12 protein-coding genes are annotated in these 19,732 nt (G+C 40.2%); 6 read left to right on the top strand and 6 right to left on the bottom strand.

Translation table 11 applies throughout. The features are described 5' to 3' along the window. Positions 1-1,157: 1,157 nt before the first annotated feature. Positions 1,158-1,766, bottom strand: coding sequence for a hypothetical protein (locus H7U17_RS07575; RefSeq protein ID WP_186756054.1), 609 nt, complete (start codon positions 1,764-1,766; stop codon positions 1,158-1,160). Between the two features lie 659 nt (positions 1,767-2,425). Continuing rightward, complete coding sequence (locus H7U17_RS07570) at positions 2,426-3,610, bottom strand: hypothetical protein (protein WP_186756053.1); 1,185 nt, start codon at positions 3,608-3,610, stop codon at positions 2,426-2,428. Between the two features lie 152 nt (positions 3,611-3,762). On the opposite strand from H7U17_RS07570, the gene H7U17_RS07565 reads away from it, so the two are divergent. The 6 genes from H7U17_RS07565 to H7U17_RS07540 all read left to right on the top strand — a co-directional run bounded on the left by H7U17_RS07565 (position 3,763) and on the right by H7U17_RS07540 (position 10,155). Then, positions 3,763-4,836 carry a BF3164 family lipoprotein gene (locus H7U17_RS07565; protein ID WP_186756052.1) on the top strand — a complete coding sequence of 358 codons (1,074 nt, stop codon included), beginning with the start codon at positions 3,763-3,765 and terminating at the stop codon, positions 4,834-4,836. Positions 4,837-4,970: 134 nt separating this feature from the next. Further along, entirely contained in the window at positions 4,971-6,149 is a 1,179-nt protein-coding gene (locus H7U17_RS07560; protein ID WP_222439159.1) for a hypothetical protein, read from the top strand. Positions 6,150-6,310: 161 nt separating this feature from the next. Then, positions 6,311-7,372: a hypothetical protein gene (locus tag H7U17_RS07555; RefSeq protein ID WP_186756051.1), complete on the top strand. Its 1,062-nt coding sequence runs from the start codon at positions 6,311-6,313 to the stop codon at positions 7,370-7,372. Between the two features lies 1 nt (position 7,373). Then, a complete protein-coding gene (locus H7U17_RS07550) occupies positions 7,374-8,492 on the top strand; it encodes a 6-bladed beta-propeller (RefSeq protein WP_186756050.1) in 1,119 nt (372 codons plus the stop codon). Between the two features lie 3 nt (positions 8,493-8,495). Next, complete coding sequence (locus H7U17_RS07545) at positions 8,496-8,999, top strand: hypothetical protein (protein WP_186756049.1); 504 nt, start codon at positions 8,496-8,498, stop codon at positions 8,997-8,999. A 4-nt stretch (positions 9,000-9,003) separates the two neighbouring features. Beyond that, on the top strand, positions 9,004-10,155 hold the full coding sequence (locus H7U17_RS07540; RefSeq protein WP_186756048.1) for a 6-bladed beta-propeller: 1,152 nt from the start codon (positions 9,004-9,006) through the stop codon (positions 10,153-10,155). 159 nt (positions 10,156-10,314) lie between these two features. On the opposite strand, the gene H7U17_RS07535 is transcribed toward H7U17_RS07540, so the two are convergent. The 4 genes from H7U17_RS07535 to H7U17_RS07520 all read right to left on the bottom strand — a co-directional run bounded on the left by H7U17_RS07535 (position 10,315) and on the right by H7U17_RS07520 (position 19,730). Beyond that, a complete protein-coding gene (locus H7U17_RS07535) occupies positions 10,315-11,667 on the bottom strand; it encodes a sulfatase family protein (protein ID WP_186756047.1) in 1,353 nt (450 codons plus the stop codon). Between the two features lie 376 nt (positions 11,668-12,043). Then, complete coding sequence (locus tag H7U17_RS07530) at positions 12,044-15,145, bottom strand: efflux RND transporter permease subunit (RefSeq protein WP_186756046.1); 3,102 nt, start codon at positions 15,143-15,145, stop codon at positions 12,044-12,046. Positions 15,146-15,300: 155 nt separating this feature from the next. Continuing rightward, complete coding sequence (locus H7U17_RS07525; RefSeq protein ID WP_186756045.1) at positions 15,301-16,365, bottom strand: 6-bladed beta-propeller; 1,065 nt, start codon at positions 16,363-16,365, stop codon at positions 15,301-15,303. Positions 16,366-16,673: 308 nt separating this feature from the next. Beyond that, entirely contained in the window at positions 16,674-19,730 is a 3,057-nt protein-coding gene (locus H7U17_RS07520; RefSeq protein WP_186756044.1) for an efflux RND transporter permease subunit, read from the bottom strand. Positions 19,731-19,732 lie beyond the last annotated feature (2 nt).

Below are 19,732 nucleotides of genomic sequence, written 5' to 3'. Positions count from 1 at the left end.
CTCTTACTACAAAACCAATTGGCCTACTATAAATCCAAGTCTAATCTCAATTCCCCTAAACGCCTTAACACCTGTCCAGATCACTATCAATGGGACATGAACTAAACCATGAAGACATAAAGAAATAATAGCATGCGACTTTCTTCACACCCCAAATCCAAACCCAACTCTTAATCCCTTAATGATTAAAAACAAAAAACATAAAGACATGATGTAATGAAGAAAATGAAGTACTCTTCTTCCCAAAACAACCAACGCAAACCCTTAATGAACCTTAACTCCTTAATGGTTATAAAAATCATGAAGACATGATGTAATGAAGAAAATGAAGTACTCTCCTACCCAAAACAACCAACGCAAACCCTTAATGAACCTTAACTCCTTAATGGTTATAAAAAATCATGAAGACATGAAGGAATGAAGAATGTGAAGTACTCTTCTTCCCAAAACAACCAACGCAAACCCTTAATGAACCCTAACTCCTTAATGGTTATAAAAAATCATGAAGACATGAAGGAATGAAGAAAATGAAGTACTCTCCTACCCAAAACAACCAACGCAAACCCTTAATGAACCTTAACTCCTTAATGGTTATAAAAATCATGAAGACATGATGTAATGAAGAAAGTGAAGTACTCTCCTACCCAAAACAACCAACTAAAACCCTTAATGAACCTTAACTCCTTAATGGTTATAAAAATCATGAAGACATGAAGGAATGAAGAAAATGAAGTACTCTCCTACCCAAAACAACCAACGCAAACCCTTAATGAACCCTAACTCCTTAATGGTTATAAAAATCATGAAGACATGAAGGAATGAAGAAAATGAAGTACTCTCCTACCCAAAACAACCAAAGCAAACCCTTAATGAACCCTAACTCCTTAATGGTTTAAAAAAATCATGAAGACATGAAGGAATGAAGAAAATGAAGTACTCTTCTACCCAAAACAACCAACTAAAACCCTTAATGAACCTTAACTCCTTAATGGTTATAAAAATCATGAAGACATGATGTAATGAAGAAAATGAAGTACTCTTCTACCCAAAACAACCAACGCAAACCCTTATTGAACCTTAACTCCTTAATGGTTATAAAAGCAAACCACAAAAAAAGGCCACCCAATGGGCAGCCTTATTTTATTGGTTTAATTCTACTAAAGAGCAGAAAGGTATTTACCATTACCATCGTCACCTCTCACTTCAAATACAAGGTCATTCAACGATTCCACTTTCTTAAGCTTAAATAATTTCCCATAGTTTTCGCCTTCAAAAGAATCTTCGAATACCACATGCCCTTTATCAAGGATGCGTATGGTCTTTTTATTTTCTCCCTTTGTCTTCACCAATAAAGCCACATTTTCATCGTCTATGACTTTAACTTTGGTGAAGTAGTTAGAACCAGCTACTTTTTCTTTACCTAGTGACACTTCGAAGTTATCTATGGTACCATCTTCTCTGGTAAACACTTCAAACTCATAATCTCCCTCCGCTAAAGCCGAAAGATCATAACTCTTTTTAAATTCTTTATCGGTTTTAATGATTTCTTTATAAACCAAAGCATTTCTCTCATCTTTGATTCTCACCATTATTTTCCCATTCGGTTCCGACAAAAACTTTAACTGAACCTTTTTGTCCCCGGTTTTTTCAAGGACCACCGTTGATTTTTTGTCTTTTTCTTTCTCTAGGTCTTTTTGACCTGCTGAATAAGCAAATGCACTTCCTGAAATGCACAATGCTACTAATGATGCAATAATTAATCTCATGGTTTCAAAATTTTAAGGGTTATAACTAACACTTGTCAAACCTCCCGACAATCATTTTGGTGTCGGATTTTTCTGAGGCTAATTATTTTGGGCAGGTACTATTAATTACTTAATCACGTGATTGTAATTCAAACGTAAAAAACAGGATTCAAAATTGCAAATACAGCAACAAAAAATAATTTCTATTAACAATTTGGCAATATTCGTGATTTCTGGATAATTATTCAATATTGACAAGTCGAAACCGTTTGCAGACAATTCAAACAGTAGCCTAGTTCAAAAATCACCAAATAAATTACATTTTTTATAAATATCAGAAAATGAAAAAACTTTCAAAAACAATTAATTTTTTAACCTAAGAATCACAAAAACACATAAATAATAAAAAAACATGACTTGAAACAAACCAATAAAACAACATAAAACACAACATACAAAACAAATAGCCTTAACACTAACCTAGCCACATCACACAAGTATAGAGTCTACTCATCTCTATCTCAATACATCCAAACCTCAATAATAACCCTATCAGCTATCCCCTTTTGAATACCCTGGTTATTAGAAAAATCTTCTGATAATATAAAGATCTGATTCAGTGAAAGCCATATTTTTTTGTAAGTCTAATGTCTTAGGTCTTGACATCAAATACAAGCTACTTATTTTACCTTTAGTCTATAGAAAACATTATAATCCCGCTCCACTTCCGGATCAAGATTGTCATTAACATAGATAAATCCTTCTTCGTCCGAAAAGTTGATGCCACCATGAACTGGCAGCTCATTGATTACCCCTACTTGTTTCCCATCTTTAACCACTATATAATATGGCTTGGCATATTGTTTGGAAGCCTCCTGAAATTCAGGCAGCTGATAATATTGCTCGCTTTTGGCACGTAATTCCTTCAAAATCTCCTTTGGAACCCTGGTATAAAATCCTACCAAATAACCATCTCCCAACACCCTCAGATCTGTAAACATAGGATAATCATCCAACCACCGCTCCGCATCCAAATCAGCATCAGGTGCCATTTCAGGTCTAAATCGATGGCTCAACTTAACACTATCCTTTAAAACCGGCTCTTCCCCAGTAAAATCATAGACAAAAAGCTGATTTCCCACCGAAGGCAAGATGGCCATTTCCTTGTTTTTCCTGTTGATAGTCACTAACGGAAATGCCTCGCCCACATAACGATTTGATTTCCTTGGCTCCCAACCTTCAGGATAGGTCGTCAAAAGTTTGTTTTCTCCCGTTGTTATATTACGATGAAAAATAATCTTTGCTTGGCTATAGAATTCTGCCCCCAATTTTTCGGCATTGATCTCCTTATGGTTATAGGCATTTCTTTCCTCCCCAAGAACATAGAGTTCACCGTTATTAATATAAGGATGGAATGTGGTCCTTATTGAATTAATCGTAATGGTATACATTCCTTCCGTCACAGCGGGCAAGTCCTTCATCTTGTTTCCCTGATAGTCAAATAGAAAATATCCAGTCATCAGATTTTGGGCTAGCCAAGAAGTATCGTTTAAAAGCCTATATCCCACTCCATGGCTACCAATACCATTTGGACTATCATTAAGAATATCATATTCTTGAATCACGGTACCATTTTCATCTACTAAAAGAGGCTGGCGGCTTTTATAGTTTCTCAGCATATAATACCCCAGATCAGCCATATGGTCATCCATAAGCAAAGGCTCCAGCTCATCCACCACCAAAGAATCCACTACTTCCAGTTCTAGCTCCGCTGTCGGCCCTTGCTGTATTTGCCTTTCCTTTTTCCCACAGCCAACTAATAATACAGCCGCACCAATAGCTATTAGTAATGAATTCTTTACCATGATTTGATTTCCTTTTTAATGTCCTTTTATCCTCAATGACTATCCAGTCCACATCCCCAACATAAGTAGTACCAAAAATACATTAAATAAATTTTAGTTTTAAAACTATTTTTGTAGTTTTTACTATTATTATATCAACATCACTTTTAAATATGCGATACTTTATAATCATTTCCTTTTTCCTATTAACAATAAACTGTAGCCAAAAACAGGAAACCTCCACTTACAACCAAAGAAAAAAAATAAATTTTACAGCAAAAGATATCCCTGCACCGAAAAAACTAACAGGCTTAAAGCTATCCTTCCAAGAATTCTTAAATCCAAGACATATCTTATACTTGGACAATCATCTTATTATCGCTGAAAATAGCCAACAAGAATCTGACGTTTTCTATTTGTATGACCTTGAAAAAAGGACCTTTCTTAAAACAATGGGAAAAAAGGGACTTGGTCCAGGAGAAACAATGACATCATCTAGCTTGGAAGCTGGTTTCAAAACTGGAGAATTCTGGAACTATGATTCCAACCGCAGAACAATCAATAAATTCAAAATAAATGATGATGATAGCAGCAAACTGGCTACCACTCAAATAAAAACCCCTACCAACCTAAATTTAGTCACTGAAGTCACTCTTACTTCACCAAGCTCATTTATCGTTAAAACAGCAAACATTTGGGATAAACTGGCAGAAATAAATTTTGAAGGAGACACCTTAAGTAAACTGGGCTCTTGGAAAAACATGGTCGATAAAAAGGGACTCAATCCCTTCACCGTTTCCCATATCTGTCAAGGAAAACTCAGCAGCTCTTTGGACAAGAAATATGTGGGGATTTCTGGTATACTCAAAGACTTTGTGGAAATCTTTGACCTCGAAACAGGAAAGAGTATATATATAGAAGGGCCTGTAGGCGAAGACCCCTCATTTGAACTTCGAAAATGGACAGCAGAAACCTATCCAGTCTTCCATCAACCTTCCACCATGCATTATAGTCAGTTATACTTAGCCGAAGACAGTTTTTTCGTCTTGTATAAAGGTGAAACAAATTCCAAAGAATCTGCTCCCGAACCTCATTCAAAAATATTTCAATTTGATTATGAGGGAAATTTCCTAAATAATTATCTCTTAGATTATCCCATACTAAGCTTTTCAATGGATGAAAAAGAGATGAAAATTTATGCTATCACTAAAGATGAAGATCCCAATGTGGCTGTTTTTGAACTTTAATAAATTTGGCATAAAACTTCTAATTCCCCAATACTGAGGTTTTCAGAACATAAAAACAATTCAGGCACTCCTTTTAATGATAGCCTCCTTTATGAAAATTTAAAACTAATTTTTAACCAATAAACCCAAGGACCATGCAAAAGCATTTTTACATCTTTCTTTTAGTCTTTCCTGCTTTCATCTCCTGCGAAACCCAAGAGAAAGAATCTAGCCAACTTGGCGGGACAAAAAAAGCGAGCACCATAAAGCTCGAAAAACTCGACAGTGTCCAAATTGACCTTCTTGGTGTTCCTGTCATCCACGATATTGACCCCAAGACTGAAACTATCTTATTCACAAATGACAGCCCCAATTCGGAAGATATTCAGGTAGCTGATTTTGTAGGACACATCCATGCATCCTTTTCAAAACTGGGAGATATTCCTGACGGCTATGGAGGATTAATGTCTCCCTTGAGGATTGACTCCGACAGTTCTTTTATAGCTTATGGATATAATGGATTTTTGAGATATGATTTTGATGAAAATTTGCTATCCAAGGTAAAGCATAAAGATTTTGAGTATTATAGTTTCTCCAATAAAACCATGGGCTTTGGAATGGAACAATTGGGAAACCGATATATCTATTACAATCAAGGTTCCAGAAAAGTGGACTATTCTAGTTTGGAAAGCTACCAAGAAATGACCCTGATGAATTGGCTGAACCCAGAGACGGGGGAAAAAGAGCCCTTTATCACATTTCCAGAGGAAAGCCTCTTTAAAAACGGAGAGCACTTTTTCAGGTATTCCTGGGCTCCTGCCTATACTTCCACAGACGATAGAATTTATATCGTTTTTGGTATAGAACCTGTGATTTATGAATACGCCTCCCAGCCTCCTTATGCCTTGATTTCCTCCATTCCAATTGAATTGCCCAATTACCGTTACTTCAAAGGAGGAGACCTAAAATCCGCCTCGAATTTTATGGGACTTTTTTTAACAACAGGAAAAATCTCCAACATAAAAAAAATTAATGATCTATTTTTAGTGGCCTATTTTCCCGGTTATGATGCCCAGGACCGGGAAATAAGTGAAAGCAATAAAACTCCGGAAGAAGCAAAACTATTCAGGGAAAGGATGGCTAAAAAATATTCCCAGCATATTGCCATCTTTGATTCATTAGGCAATAGGCTAAATGATTTTATTCCAAATGGCCTGAGGGCAAACAGCATGCTTATGCGAGATGGTCAAATTTGGATGCAAGAAAAACCTGATCCAGATGTGGAAAAAGATTATTTCACGATTTATAAAGTGGGGTTGAAGTATGGCGATTGACCATTATTCTTTTAACGCATTTCCTAATCAAAGCTATTTACTAAAACACCAATTCTATGTATAATCTCAAGTTTTTATCGAAATCTCAGCTTATTTCTTTTCTTATATTATTAGGTATATTTTTCACAAAGAATACTCTCGCGCAATATTCTCTAGAAAAAGTGGATGAGTTCCAAATCAATTCACTTTGGCCGGTGGAGGTCATAGACCACTCCCCAAAAGAAGGCCTTTATCTTGGTTATATCTATAAACGCAGCGAAGGAACTGAAATCGCTATCCTGAATGATAAAGGAGAAATTCTCATTAGCAAAAACATGCAAGGCGATGCCCCTGACAAATACACCACGTCCTTAAATTGCCTTGGTTTTTCAGAAAACGGGGATATATGGGCATTAACGGCTACAGAGCTATTGCTTTATGATCAAAAGTTAGTTTTGCAAAAACGACAACCCTATAAATCCAGTGTAAAAATACACCTCTATGGCAGCTTGAGACCTTTTGCCCATTTCTACAAAAACAATGACCCTTCCTCCCTTTATTTTATTTCCAATCCTTCAGGAGTAAGCAAAAATATGGGGAAAAGAGATTTTAGAAGCACCAACCTTATCGAGATCTCCAATGAACAGGAAAGTAACTCCTATGAAATTGCACCTGTAGCAGAAAGGGCTCTATATAAGTCCCTTGACCCATCCATTAATGATGTTTACTCTCCCATATACACTTTGCAAGGAAAAAACAATCCTAAGCTGTATTTGACCACTTCTTTGGACAATGAAATCACTGTTTTAGATATCAATACGGGCGAAGTAATATCAAGGGTAAAAATCAACCACGATGAGTTTAAAGTCCTAGAGAGCCAATCTATCTCCCTTGACAATATGCCCTCCAAGGGAAGAATCACCCTGTCAGCCTTCAATCGTAATCTGTTCAAATTAGATGGTGAATTGATGGCACTGGAATATGTAAAGGATATTTCCCTTGGGGTTTACGAAAAAAACAAAGCGGAGGATCCGAACTACCACCACTTCAAGGATCCGAACTATCACAAAATCATCCTACTGGACGAACATAAGCAGCTGAGCAAAGACCTATCCATTCCTTATGGAAAAATAGCCATGGCCTTACCGGGAAACCGTCTCTTGATCCGATTGATCAACCTAGATGAGGAAGAGGATTTTATCCAATATGGCATTTACAAAATTACCGAATCAGATAACAACTAATATGAAAAGCGTCTACTTATTTTTAACAGTTATTTGTCTTTCTCTTTCCTGCAGTTCGCCATCCTCTGAGCAGAACGCTGGAAACATAATCTCACTGGAAAACACCAAAAAACTTCAGACGACTAGTCTTGAAATCATCAATGCCATTCCTTTGGAAACCAATTCGGAGAACTTGATGGGAAATAGATTAAGAATCAGAAAATCCGAATCCCATTTATATATCATGGATGAGGAAAGTAAGCGTAAAAGCCTCCATGTTTTCGACCAGGCTGGCAATTATATCAAAATGGACATTGAAGAAGGCGGAGGTCCTGAAAATATTCCGTCCTTAGATGATTTCCTCATAGGCACTGATGGAAAATTGGAGCTACTATCAACAGTGGGAGACATGGCCACCATTTATCAAATCAGCAAATCAGGAAGCCCTGAAATCAAATTCAAATCAGAATATGTTGCTACATCTTTCACCAAACTTCCAAATGATGAGTACTTACTCTGTGGCGGATATAATCTACCTATAATTAAAAATAGGGTGGTCAAAGTATCAGCAACGGGTGAAATAGTAGATACTTATCTTCCAAATGAATATTCAGGACAACTACTTCCCATGACAGAGCGGAACTTCTTTCTCTCTGGTAATAAAGTCAATTTTATTGAATCATTTGACCATCAAGCCTATCAATACGCAGGGGATTCCCTAAAGCCGATATATACAATAGACTTCGGCCCTTATGCTATTCCATCATCCTATTGGGATATGGATTTTATGGAAGGCTTTTCCATGCTGAATGAAAAGGGTTTTGGCAACATCACAGCCATTTTCCAAGGCGACCAAAACACCTTGATCGAATGCATGCTCCAGGGGCCTTTTGGAGTCTATAAGCAACTTTTATTCTTGGATGATGATAAAAACACCAAATACAGTATTAAAATAAATGAAGAGGAATCACCTGTTTTCTATTACCCAATAGGAATAGATCAGGAGGGGCACTTTCTCTTTCTCACTTATCATGATTCGCTAAAAGACTATTTAGCCCAAATAGGACAGCCTATTAACTTTTCTCTGCCTGAGAGTGACTTCAACTTTCCTGTTATCATCTCTACCACTTTAACTCCTTGATGCATGAAACAGTATCTTATATTTTCACTTTGTATAATAATCCTTACCATAAGCTCTTGTAATCATAAACAAAATCCCCTTGACCTACCTCAGAATCTTGAAATCATTCCTTCAATAGATAATTCAACAGACATTTACTTTGATTATGAAAATCAGGTCGTGGTTTATTTAAACACAGACAAGCTAAACTTACATGCACTTTCAGAAGTTTTTGAATGGGCTGAAACAAAGGAAAAATACTCAGAAATAGCCTTTATTTTCTATCTAAGCGGTCAAGACAAAGAAAAAATCGAGAGAGAGCTCAATAATTACCACTTTCCTTTTCCGGTCCTTTATGATCCTTCCGGTTCCTTTTTCCAGCAAAATAAGCTGGACACGGTATCGCTCGACAACAAAAACCTTTTACCTTTTTTGGTTAAAAAACATCAAGTACAAGGACTTGCTCAAATAGGTGTCACCAAGCACTTCCAACAACAACTGGAGTATTTATTAAACGAAAACAAATAAAACCATGAAATCAACTTTTTTCATTTCGTCCCTATTTATTTGCCTCTCCTGTGAAAAGCCTACTGCTTCTAAGAAAAACATAGCCACCATCTCCTTATCTGATTCCAGGGAAATTCAAATGAGCAAAATCATTAGTGAGATTGAATACATTCCACTGCCTGACAATTTCAATTTCCACTTTGTAGACAAAGTCCTTTTTAATGGGGAAAGTTATTTCTTTGGGGATTTTGGGCATACCTATAAAATCGCCATCCTGGACAAGGATTTCAGATTATCCGGAACCATAGAAAATTATGGAGGAGGGCCAGGAGAATACCAATACATCAGGGATGCCTGCATCAACCATTCGACAAAGACCTTGGATCTTCTCTCAGGAACAAAGCTAATCCGCTATGATTTTGAGGGGGATTTCATAGAAGAATTCAAAATCCCTTTTCTCATTTCCAAACTGGAACACCTTCAAAACGATGATTATATCATTCATATCCGCCCAGGGATCAAAAGTAGCCTTGCAAATAACGAAAAGGCATTGGACAATCATTTGCTCTACCAATGGAACTGCAAAACAAACGACCTTACCCCCATTTTACCCAATCCCTATGAGGGGCAAATACCTTTTATAAGCGAGCCTAATGTCTTAAAAAGAGTAAACAATGATTACTTCTTCACTAAATCATTTACCGATTCTATCTATTGGATCAAGGACAATCAAGTAATTCAAAAATATCATTTGGAATTCAGGAACAAATTGATCCCTATGAAACTTTTGCAAGAAAATGACATGGTTGAGCTGTTGAATAATCCCAATACCAGGGAAAGATATATTTATCATTATGCCAGGCTATATGCCAGTGAGGATTATCTAATGACCACTTATGTGGAAAATGCGAATGGCACCTTGATTTTTAACAGAAAAACAGGTAAATCCATCTCTGCAAGCAGATTCATCAATGATATTGATAATGGGCTACCTTACCTCAACCCTAGGTTCCTTCAAGATAATATTATCTTCAATATCTTTTCCCCTGAATCGTTGATGGAACATTATGAAAAGCATCAGGACAACCTATCTCAGGTGGACAATGCCTTTACCAAAATAGCCAAACAAGTCAATAGGGACTCTGGAAGTGTTTTGGTAAGATATCATTTGAAATAAGTAAAAGCAAAAATAATTTAATCTGGTAATTTGCTATGATACCTGTAAGCATTAATCCTTTGCTCAAGAGCTCGGAAGACTAAAGCAGTTGCTACTTTAATCAAAGGGATCCTTTTGATTCGCTTTTAATCTTTACTGGTAGAATTAAGGATATATATATCATCTAATTCGTTTTCCTGTCCAGCGGTTAAATCCATCAGGCGTATAATCCTTAGGGAGTTCATCTTCAAATTCCTTTTTCCATGTATTCAACTTGGAACGCATCTCAGCTAGCACCTTAGCATAAGTATCATCCATGGCCAAGTTATTAAGCTGAAAGGGATCGGAAAGCACATCGTATAATTCCTCTTCTGGTCGGGGAAGAACAAAGCAATCCATCTGGACTTCCTCCAATTTTGCCTCATTATGCAAGCGAATCATTTCCTGATAACTTATGCTAGACACCGCATCTGCAGGAGGGGAAGCATTCAGAAAAGGAAATTCATTTCTGATATATAAGAACTTATCCGTCCTCAATGCACGCTCATAAGCTTGGTAATCATGCCAATTATGTTCGCCAACGATATAATCGCGCCCTTTAAGATCAGCTTCTTCCAAAACTGAAGCGAAGGAAATCCCCTGAAAAGCTTTAGGCAAAGCAGCTCCTGCCAATTCACATAAGGTAGGAGCTATATCTATCGAACTAATCATCGCTGCTGTTCTTCCTGACTTAACTTGATTGGGCCACCTAACTATAAAGGGGGTCTTGATGCCACTATCATAAAGTCTGGTTTTGTCCCTTGGAAATGGCCTGCCATTATCCGTCATATAGATCACCATGGTATTTTCATCTACACCCTGTTCCTTCAATGCTTCCATCACCTTTCCCAAATAACTGTCCAAACGGGCAATCTCATCATAGTATAAGGCCAGGTCCTTCCTAACAGAATCATTATCGGGTAGATAGGGTGGTACTTTCACCTCCTTTGGATCATGTGGATTGGGGATGATATTTTCCTCATAGGATCTATGTGGATCTTTAGAGGCCAACCACATAAAAAAAGGCTGGTCTTTTGGTCTCTCTTCCAATGCCTGTACCCAGTATTCACAACCACTGACTTGATGGCCGTAAATCTTATCAAAATCCTTTCGTGGCGGGCCAATATGATACTTTCCGGCTGCAACCGTATAATAACCTACTTTTTGAAGCTCTCCAGCAAACAAGAGTTGATCCTCGGGCAAAGGCACATGTAACTCGGGCGCACCTGTACTATGCGGATACCTGCCAGTCAAAATACTGCATCTACTGGGACTGCAAGAACTGGTAGTCAAAAAAGCATTATCAAAAACCAGTCCCTCTTCGCCCAATTTATTGATATTAGGCGTTTGGATCATATCATTGCCATATACCCCGCTATCATCCCAAGCGGCATCATCTGCGATAATAATGATAAAATTGGGCTGATCCATTCTTTGGCCCAGCACCTCAAAAGTTATTAAACTCAGAAAGATAAAAACATTGATTACTCTCATGAATCAAAATGGTTAAGAAAATTAAAAAGAATATTGGCCTGAAAATAACCCAACTATCTACTGGATACAAGTTTAAGGTTCAATTAAATATTATCTTGTATACGCTAAGTTATATTATAAGTCTTTATTCTTTGCTCTTTAATCTTGACATAAAAAACCACAGAGTAACACTAAGTCTTCACAGAGGCCCCTGAGTTTCTCGTAAACCCAACCTTCGCGACCTTTGAGCTTCCTTAGCGACCTTTGTTGTAAAATCTTTACTTAATACCTCGTACTACCTACTTCGTACATCGTACTTGATACTTTGTACTTCAGTCTTTGTTCTTTTGTCTGGTGTCTAGCGTATTTTATCTAGATACTTGATACTTTGTACTTGCTACTTCCCACTCCCTTTTCTCCATAAAAACACGGGCAAAGCCAAAAACACCCCGACCATGCTGAAAACCAAGCCACCGATGGTGCCGATGGCCAGTGAAAACCAGAATATCTCATTTTGCCCTTCCATAATAAATGGAATCAATCCAAAACAGGTGGAGAGAACTGTCAATAATATTGGTATAGATTTGCCTGCCACTGACTTCAATACATTTCGGTTATACTTTCCATTTTCTCTATTATTCAGGTCATTGACGATGAAAATGGCCGCATTCACTGCCAAGCCCCCCAGCATTACAAAGGCGGCATAGCCCCCTTGGTCGAAATAAAAATCAAATAGCGAAAAGATCAAGAACAAGCCAATAAAGGCTATTGGAATCACCGCAATGATATAAAAAGGCTGCTTGAGATTTTCAAATAAAACCCCACAGATAAAGAAAATGGCCACAATCAAGACCAATAACAGCGTATACTGTCGCTTATTTTTCCCATAACCCCAGCCATAAGCAGAAGTCTCAGCAGAATAACCAATGGGCATACTTGCCTTCATCTCTTCCAGCACTTCATCCAGGTATTCACTGCCAAACTTTCTTGAGCCCATATACTCAAAGGCTACCCTCCGGATATATTGTCGGTCTTCCTTGTGCAGGGAGTTGGTCGTAGTTTCCTTGACCAGTGTTCCTAAACTGGACACTTTAAGCATTTTGTCTTCTGAGCTGATCAGGGAGGTCTCTTCCAGGTCAAAACGGGAGAAATCTTCTGCATGCTTTTCCCTGACGACCACACCATAATTCTTATCCTCTAGGTTCAAATAAAGACTTGTCCCAGTGGGTTTGGACCTATCACTCAGGGCCGTCATCACCTCATATTGATTGGTACCCTGCAGGGCGAGCTTCTTCTGATCAAATCGAAGTACAAACTCCTCAGAACTCCTTTCCCCGTAAGACAGGCGCTCATTGGTATTGACTTCTTGGATCCTTTTGTGCTGCATGAGCTTTTCGGCCAGTACTTCCGACTGCCTTGCCAGTTCATCATAGTTATAGCCCTTCATCATCACGGTGAATGATGGAATCCCTTCTCCCCCCGGGCCGGCACTGAAACCTTGCCCCACCCCATAGATACTCCATCTTGCACCGCTCCAGTCTGTAGCCTTTACTGACAGTCTTCCCTTTAGCTGATAAGGCAAGGCTGAATTTTCATAGGCTTCCTTAAAGGTGATGGTAATGGAAGCATTTTGTCCCGAGGACACATTGCTCACAAACTTGTCCACTCCTTCCACGCCTTGTAGGAACTCCTCAAACTCCCGAATGATAAAATCCATTTGATCGAGGGTATTCCCAAAGGGCAGGCGCACATTGACATATAGCCTTGTCTGGGCAGCTTCCCTGTAGCCAGACTTCTCAAATACCCCGCGGACAAACATCCTCAAGGAACCACCCAAGGCCTTGTCCACATAGGGCCTGATATCCTCTTGATATACCGTGCTGCCAATGACCTTATTGTACCAATCCTGCCCTTCCCATTTGGCCGGCAGGTAAAATATGGGCAAGCCAAAAAGCAAGACCAAGAATATGACAAAGGTCTTTCTGTAGTGAGCGGCAAATCCAATGAGCTTACTGTACCTTCCAAACCACCTTACCCGTCTCCTCAACTTGGGGACAGTGATGCTTCTTTTCTGGCCTACTTTTTCCCCAAACAGCAGTTGGTACATGGCTGGGGTAAACAAGAGTGCCACCAGTAGCGACACTGCCAACATCACGGCTACCACCACCGCAAAGTCCGTCAGGTTTTTCTGGTCTTCTTCCGGCAATAAAAACACCATAAGCAGGGCGGCAATGGTGGTCAGGGAAGCCGCCAAAAGGGCCAAAAAGACCTTTCTGTTTTTGTGTTTGTGCAGGTGGTCAATCATGATGATGGCATTGTCCACAATCAAACCAAAGGAAATGGTCAATCCTGCAATGGAATAAAGGTGCAGATGGGTCCCTAAAGTATATAGGATAATACCCGTAGCACTCAGGTTGACCAGGATGCCCAAAAATAATACGGTCAGATAACGCCAGTTCCGGTTGATCAAAAAGATAAAGACCACCAAAATCAGGATGGACAGCCCTGATCTTTTATAGATTTTGTTCAGTTCCTTGGACAGGTATTCGGTATCATCCTGCTCCAAGCGCACATCATATCCTGAAGGCAACAGCTCAGAAGCTTCCTCGATGGCCTCCTTTAGCCTTTGTGCCAAAACCACCTTGTTCACCCCTTCCCTACTGGTAATACTCATGGTCACGGAGTTATTGCCATTGATCCTATAATAGCGGTTGGGTTCCGCTTCCTCCAAGGTCAGTTGGGCAATATCCCTGAGGTAAATATCCTTTCCATCCCGATTGGTAATCCTAAGCATTTCCAACTGCTCCATTTCGACCAAGGAGCGGTCCACCTGAATAAAAAGGGCTTCCCCTTGATGGTTCAGGGCCATTCCGGGAAAGCTAGTTCCAAAAGCACTGCGCAGCACTGAATTGAGCATTCCCCTGCTTATACCAAAAGCCTGCAGTTTTTGTATATCATAGGTCACAAAAAGCTGCAGATCCCTGGCCCCATAAACCTGGATTTCCTCCACCTCATCAAAGCGGTTAAGGACGGACTTCAAGATATCCTCAGTGACCTTTTTGATTTCAAAGGCCGCAAAGGGTGCATTGATGCTGTATTGCAGAATAGGTGGTTCATTATTACGCTGGGCAGACTGAAAAACCAGCGGAAAGCTGACTTTCTTATCCAGAGATGGATATATCTGCCTGATCAGGGAGGTCACCTCAAACTTCTTGAATTCCATGTCCGTATGCTTATCGAAGCGCAAGGTCACCGAACCGCCATTATAGCGAGAAACCGATTCGATTTTCTTAAGGTCGGACAGCTGGCTAAAAAGCCCCTCCAAAGGCGCTGTCCCCAACTTTTCCACCAGATCTGGTGAAGCATCCCTTACACCATAGGAAATACTGAGCACTGGCTCCTTTTCCCGCGGATTTAGCTCAACGGTAAGTTTGGGCACCAAGGCAAAGCCTATGATGGCCAGCACAAAAAACGATATGACAATTCTAAATGGACTCAAATTTTGTTTTAGACACTAGATGTTAGACATAAGATTTTAGACTTTAGATTAGTCTTTAGACATGAGTATTGAGTCTTGAGCCTCAAGTCATGTTGTCCATTCTGCTGTGCTGATGGACCAAGCAAACTTGAGCCTTTGGCTCCTTTCAACAATTATTATTTCATTTCGACAATACCAACTATCGGGTTGGATTCTTCGGTTTCTTTATCCATGAATTCTGAAGTTTTCACATAGTAAAATATGTCCTTTTCTAAGTCCAGAGGCCTAAGCACGACAGGCTCTCCTTGACCATCCAGAGGCCCTACTTTAAGGTTATAACTGGTAGAATCCCTCTTATTAAAAACAAAAAACCTCCTTTTCCAATGCTGACTATATTCGCAGAAAAGATAAGAAGAGGAATCAATGATATTTAATATCTGGGTAACTTTAAATCCCTCTTCATCCAATGACTGTGGCCTTTCAAAATCCAATTTCAGATATGGAGCCAGCTTATTATCTTTGTACTGATATAGGGTATCTCTATAAATTTCTTCCGGAGAAAGTACCGGATAATAAAGGTAAGTGCCCAATCCATTATTATACAAATAATGCATATATGGGCTTCTGGACACCATAAGTTTCTTTAAAAAAACAGATTTTACAGGTATGCTATCCAAAAGCTCCAACTCAGGAGTGAATTCAAGTAGTGAGGTATAATTGCCAAAACCATTATTGACCTTATTCCCCAGTGACCTTATGAACTTGTATAATTTTCCATTTACAAAACCTAGATTAAAAACTCCGTTGGTGAACTTCTTTTCCATTAATAGCTCACCCTCTGAGGTATAAACCAAAATTCGGATATCAGAGGCGATATAAACATTACCGGTATTCGGGTCTAGGGCAAATGATGAAACCCCTCGATACTCTCCGGGTCCCTCTCCCTGTATTCCTATCTGGTACAAGAATTTTCCTTCCAGATCAAAAACCAAGACCTTGTTTCTATCTGGAATAAAAAGTTTATCATCATATTGTTTTACACGAAATATATGACCTAACAATGCCTCCTTTTTGGTCTCCAATTGAATGGTCTTGACCGATTTGGCAATCTTATTCAATACAAGGTCTGAATCAGTCTTTTCAGGCACTTGAATAGTAGGCAAGGTACTTTTAGGTTCCTCCGAACAACCCATTGCCATTAAAACAGCTAAAACAAAACTAACTCTACATAAAAAAAACATAGGCTTATCGATTATTTAATACCATCTTCGACATAACGAAAACAGTATTTTTAGTCAGAGACTCAATTTATCAAGTACCAAGGCAGAGATTTGGTACAACACTTCTAAGCTTCGTTCTTCATACTCCATATTTCCACCTCGTACTTCTCTACCCGAATTTAATTCGACCCCTTCAGGGTCGCGAGGTTTGATGATGCTTCACCATTATGTATGTTTAACCCCTTTGGGGTTTGAGTCAAGATAATTACTGCAATACAGTCAACAGGATTCCTACTTTATACTCCATACTTCGTACTTGATACCCGATACTAGCTACTCAATACTTCATACTTACTTCTTTTTCTACTCAATGCCCAATACATCAAAGGCACAAAATACAATGCGGTTAGCGTCCCAATCGTCAAGCCACCCATCACACTGAAGACCAAGGGTCTCTGCAGGTCCGCTCCCAAGCCTGAACTGAACACCACGGGCAGCAAGGCCAAAATCGTAGTGATCGAAGTCATCAAAATCGGTTTCAGCCTGATTTCCCCAGCCTTAAAAAGGGCCTTTTCCAAAATCTCCCTGCTAGTCAAATCCTCTTCCTGCTCCGCATAACTCACCCTCAACCTGTTAATGGTATCGATTTTTAGAATGGCATCGTTGACCATAATCCCCAGCATCACCACCAGTCCAATAGCCGACATAATATTGAGTGAGGTGCCACTCAGCCAAAGTACCAGCAGTGCCCCTCCAATTCCCAGAGGCAGGGTAAAGATCACAATCAGCGGCTGTACAAAACTCTCAAACTGGGCAGCAAGGATAAAATAAAGCAGCAATACCGCCACGCCCAAAATCCCTATCAATTGCTGAATGTTTTCCTGATCTTTGAAATATTGCCCGGAAAAAGACACACTGAGGTTTCTATCCAATCCCCAGTTTTTAAGCTCCCTCTCCCTGTTTTGTGGATTGGGGGCAGTAATTTCCACGGATTGGTAAATCCCGGTCTTATCCGCTGTCACATACTTATAATGGTCCTCATATCCCACTTGGATAAAATTGGCCAAGGCATAGCGCTGACCATCTCTGGACCCTAAATAATTACTCTCTAAAATTCCCCTATAATCGGCATCACTTTCCTTCAACCTGATTGGCGTCACCTCACTGAACTGTTTGATTTCATCAATGGTGAAGCGCCCAAAGAGCTGTTCAATTTGCCTGACCATTTCGTTGGTTTCGATTTTGTAGAGGGACAATTTCTCAAGGTCCAGTCTGAACACCACTGCCGACTCTTCCTGCAGCCCTGGCCCTTTCTTCCATTGTGCAGTTGGCAAATCCTCCAACCAAGGTTCCATGGTCGCTGCATCAACTGGCTTTTTGTCCTTCAGCTCTTTCCAGCGCATTTCATAGTAGGGAACATTGGAGGAAAACAGCTGATCAAAGGCATTGGGGGCATCCATGAGATGGATACTGGCCCTCGGATATTTTTCCCTAAGCCCCTTTTCCAGTTGCTCCGTATAATCATCCTTGCTAGCTTGATCACGGAAATCAATATAGATACTGGCCTCTTGTACGGAGTTCTCCCCATCAAAGAGCAAAAACTGCCTGATGCCCACATCTGCCTCAGCCTGTTCAATGCCTTCCCCTAGTCCAGCAATAATATTTTTTACCCGCTCACGGTTTTGCTCCACACCTATCGCTTCATTCCAATTCACTTCCAGGAGCACATCCTTTTTCCCGATCGGGGGCAAACCCTCTTTGGGCAGTACCAGGCCGATCATCAAAAACAGCGGAATAAGTGCCACCAATAAAATCAAACTCAAGCGCCTTTGGGCCATCACCTTTTGGTAGCCAATTTTATATAAAGCCAACACTCCTTTAAAAAAGCGGCTATCCTCTTGATTGCTGTCCCATTGCTTATTGGCAAAGAAAAGACGGTAAAGTAAAGGCAAGAGCACAAAAGCCACCAATAGGGACACAAAAAGGATGGCTGCTACCGACACTGCCTGATCAAAGAATAAGGCCCCGGAAATACCACTCAGAAAAACCAAGGGCACAAAGACCGCCAAAGTGGTCAGCACAGAAGAGATCAAAGCCGACATGACTTCATTTACCCCCTTGACGCAGGCATCAAAAAGTGGCAAGCCCTCCTGTCTTTTGCGGGTGATATTGTCCAAAACAATAATGGCATTATCGATCAACATGCCCAAGCCCAAGGCCAGGCCACTTAGGGAAATCACATTGATGGAAATCCCGAATGCATAAAAGACCAGAAAACTGATCAGTAGGGACGTGGGCAAGCTGACACCAATAATCAAGGGCATCTTATAATTGCCCATAAAGATAAATAATACCCCAAAGGCGAAAATCCCTCCAAAGAGTAAACTGGTCTGAAGGTTATTGATACCAGCATTGAGCAGGGCGGATTGATCCTGGCTCAGGGCAAAGTCCACCTGCGGATAATCCTTTTTGAACAGTTCTACCGACTCACTGACCTTCTCCATCAGCTCATTCATCTTGGCTGCCGCCTGCTTATGTACTGTGATGACCAAGCCTTCACGCTCTCCATATAAATGGTATCCCATGGGCTCTCCCATTTGGTACTGAATATTCGCCAGCTTCGCCAGCTCTACCACATTTCCATCTGGCCCCAAGACCGGCAACTGTGCAATATCCTCCGGTGTATCCACCCTAGTGGCCAGCCTCAAAAAGTAACGGTACTGCCCATCCTTAACGCTTATTCCCGAAGGTTCGCTGTTTCCCGAACGGATCGCATTGATGACATTTTGCTCGCTCATACCCAAGCCGGCCAAGACCGCCTTATTGGGCTCTACGGTAATCACCCTTTCCTGCTTGCCATTGATATCTACCAGTGATATTCCCTGTAGCTGCTCTATCCGCTTCTTTATAACATTTTCGGCTAACTTGGTTACTTCAGCATAATCCGTACCTTCCTTTGGAATCACCTGTAAGCGTACCATGGGAATGTCATTGGTATTGATGCGGATGACCTGGGGACGGGCAAGTTCTTGGGGAAGGCTATTGGTGAGGCGGTCTATTTTTTCATTGACTTCAATATAGGCCAGCTCCATGGAAGTGCCATAGGCAAATTGGAGCCTCAGCGTACCAGTTTCACTTCCTGCCTTACTGTCCATATCTTCAAGCCCGTTGAGGGTGATCAGTCCTTCCCGCACCCTGCTCAGCACATTCTGCTCAATGGCCTCAGGAGAAGCATTGGGATAATTCACCTTTACCACAATCTGCGGCACATCAATAGGTGGCAATAAGGATATGGGAAGCTTGGTGAAGCCTATCAGGCTAAAGACCATCAGGGCCAGAAAAACCATGGTGACCGCTATGGGCCTCGATAATAAAAACCTGACCATGG

The sequence above is a fragment of the Echinicola salinicaeni genome (assembly GCF_014280965.1).
GTDB lineage: Bacteria > Bacteroidota > Bacteroidia > Cytophagales > Cyclobacteriaceae > Echinicola > Echinicola salinicaeni.
The sequence above is the reverse complement of the archived record's forward strand: the minus strand, read 5'-3'. Positions and strand labels throughout refer to the sequence as shown.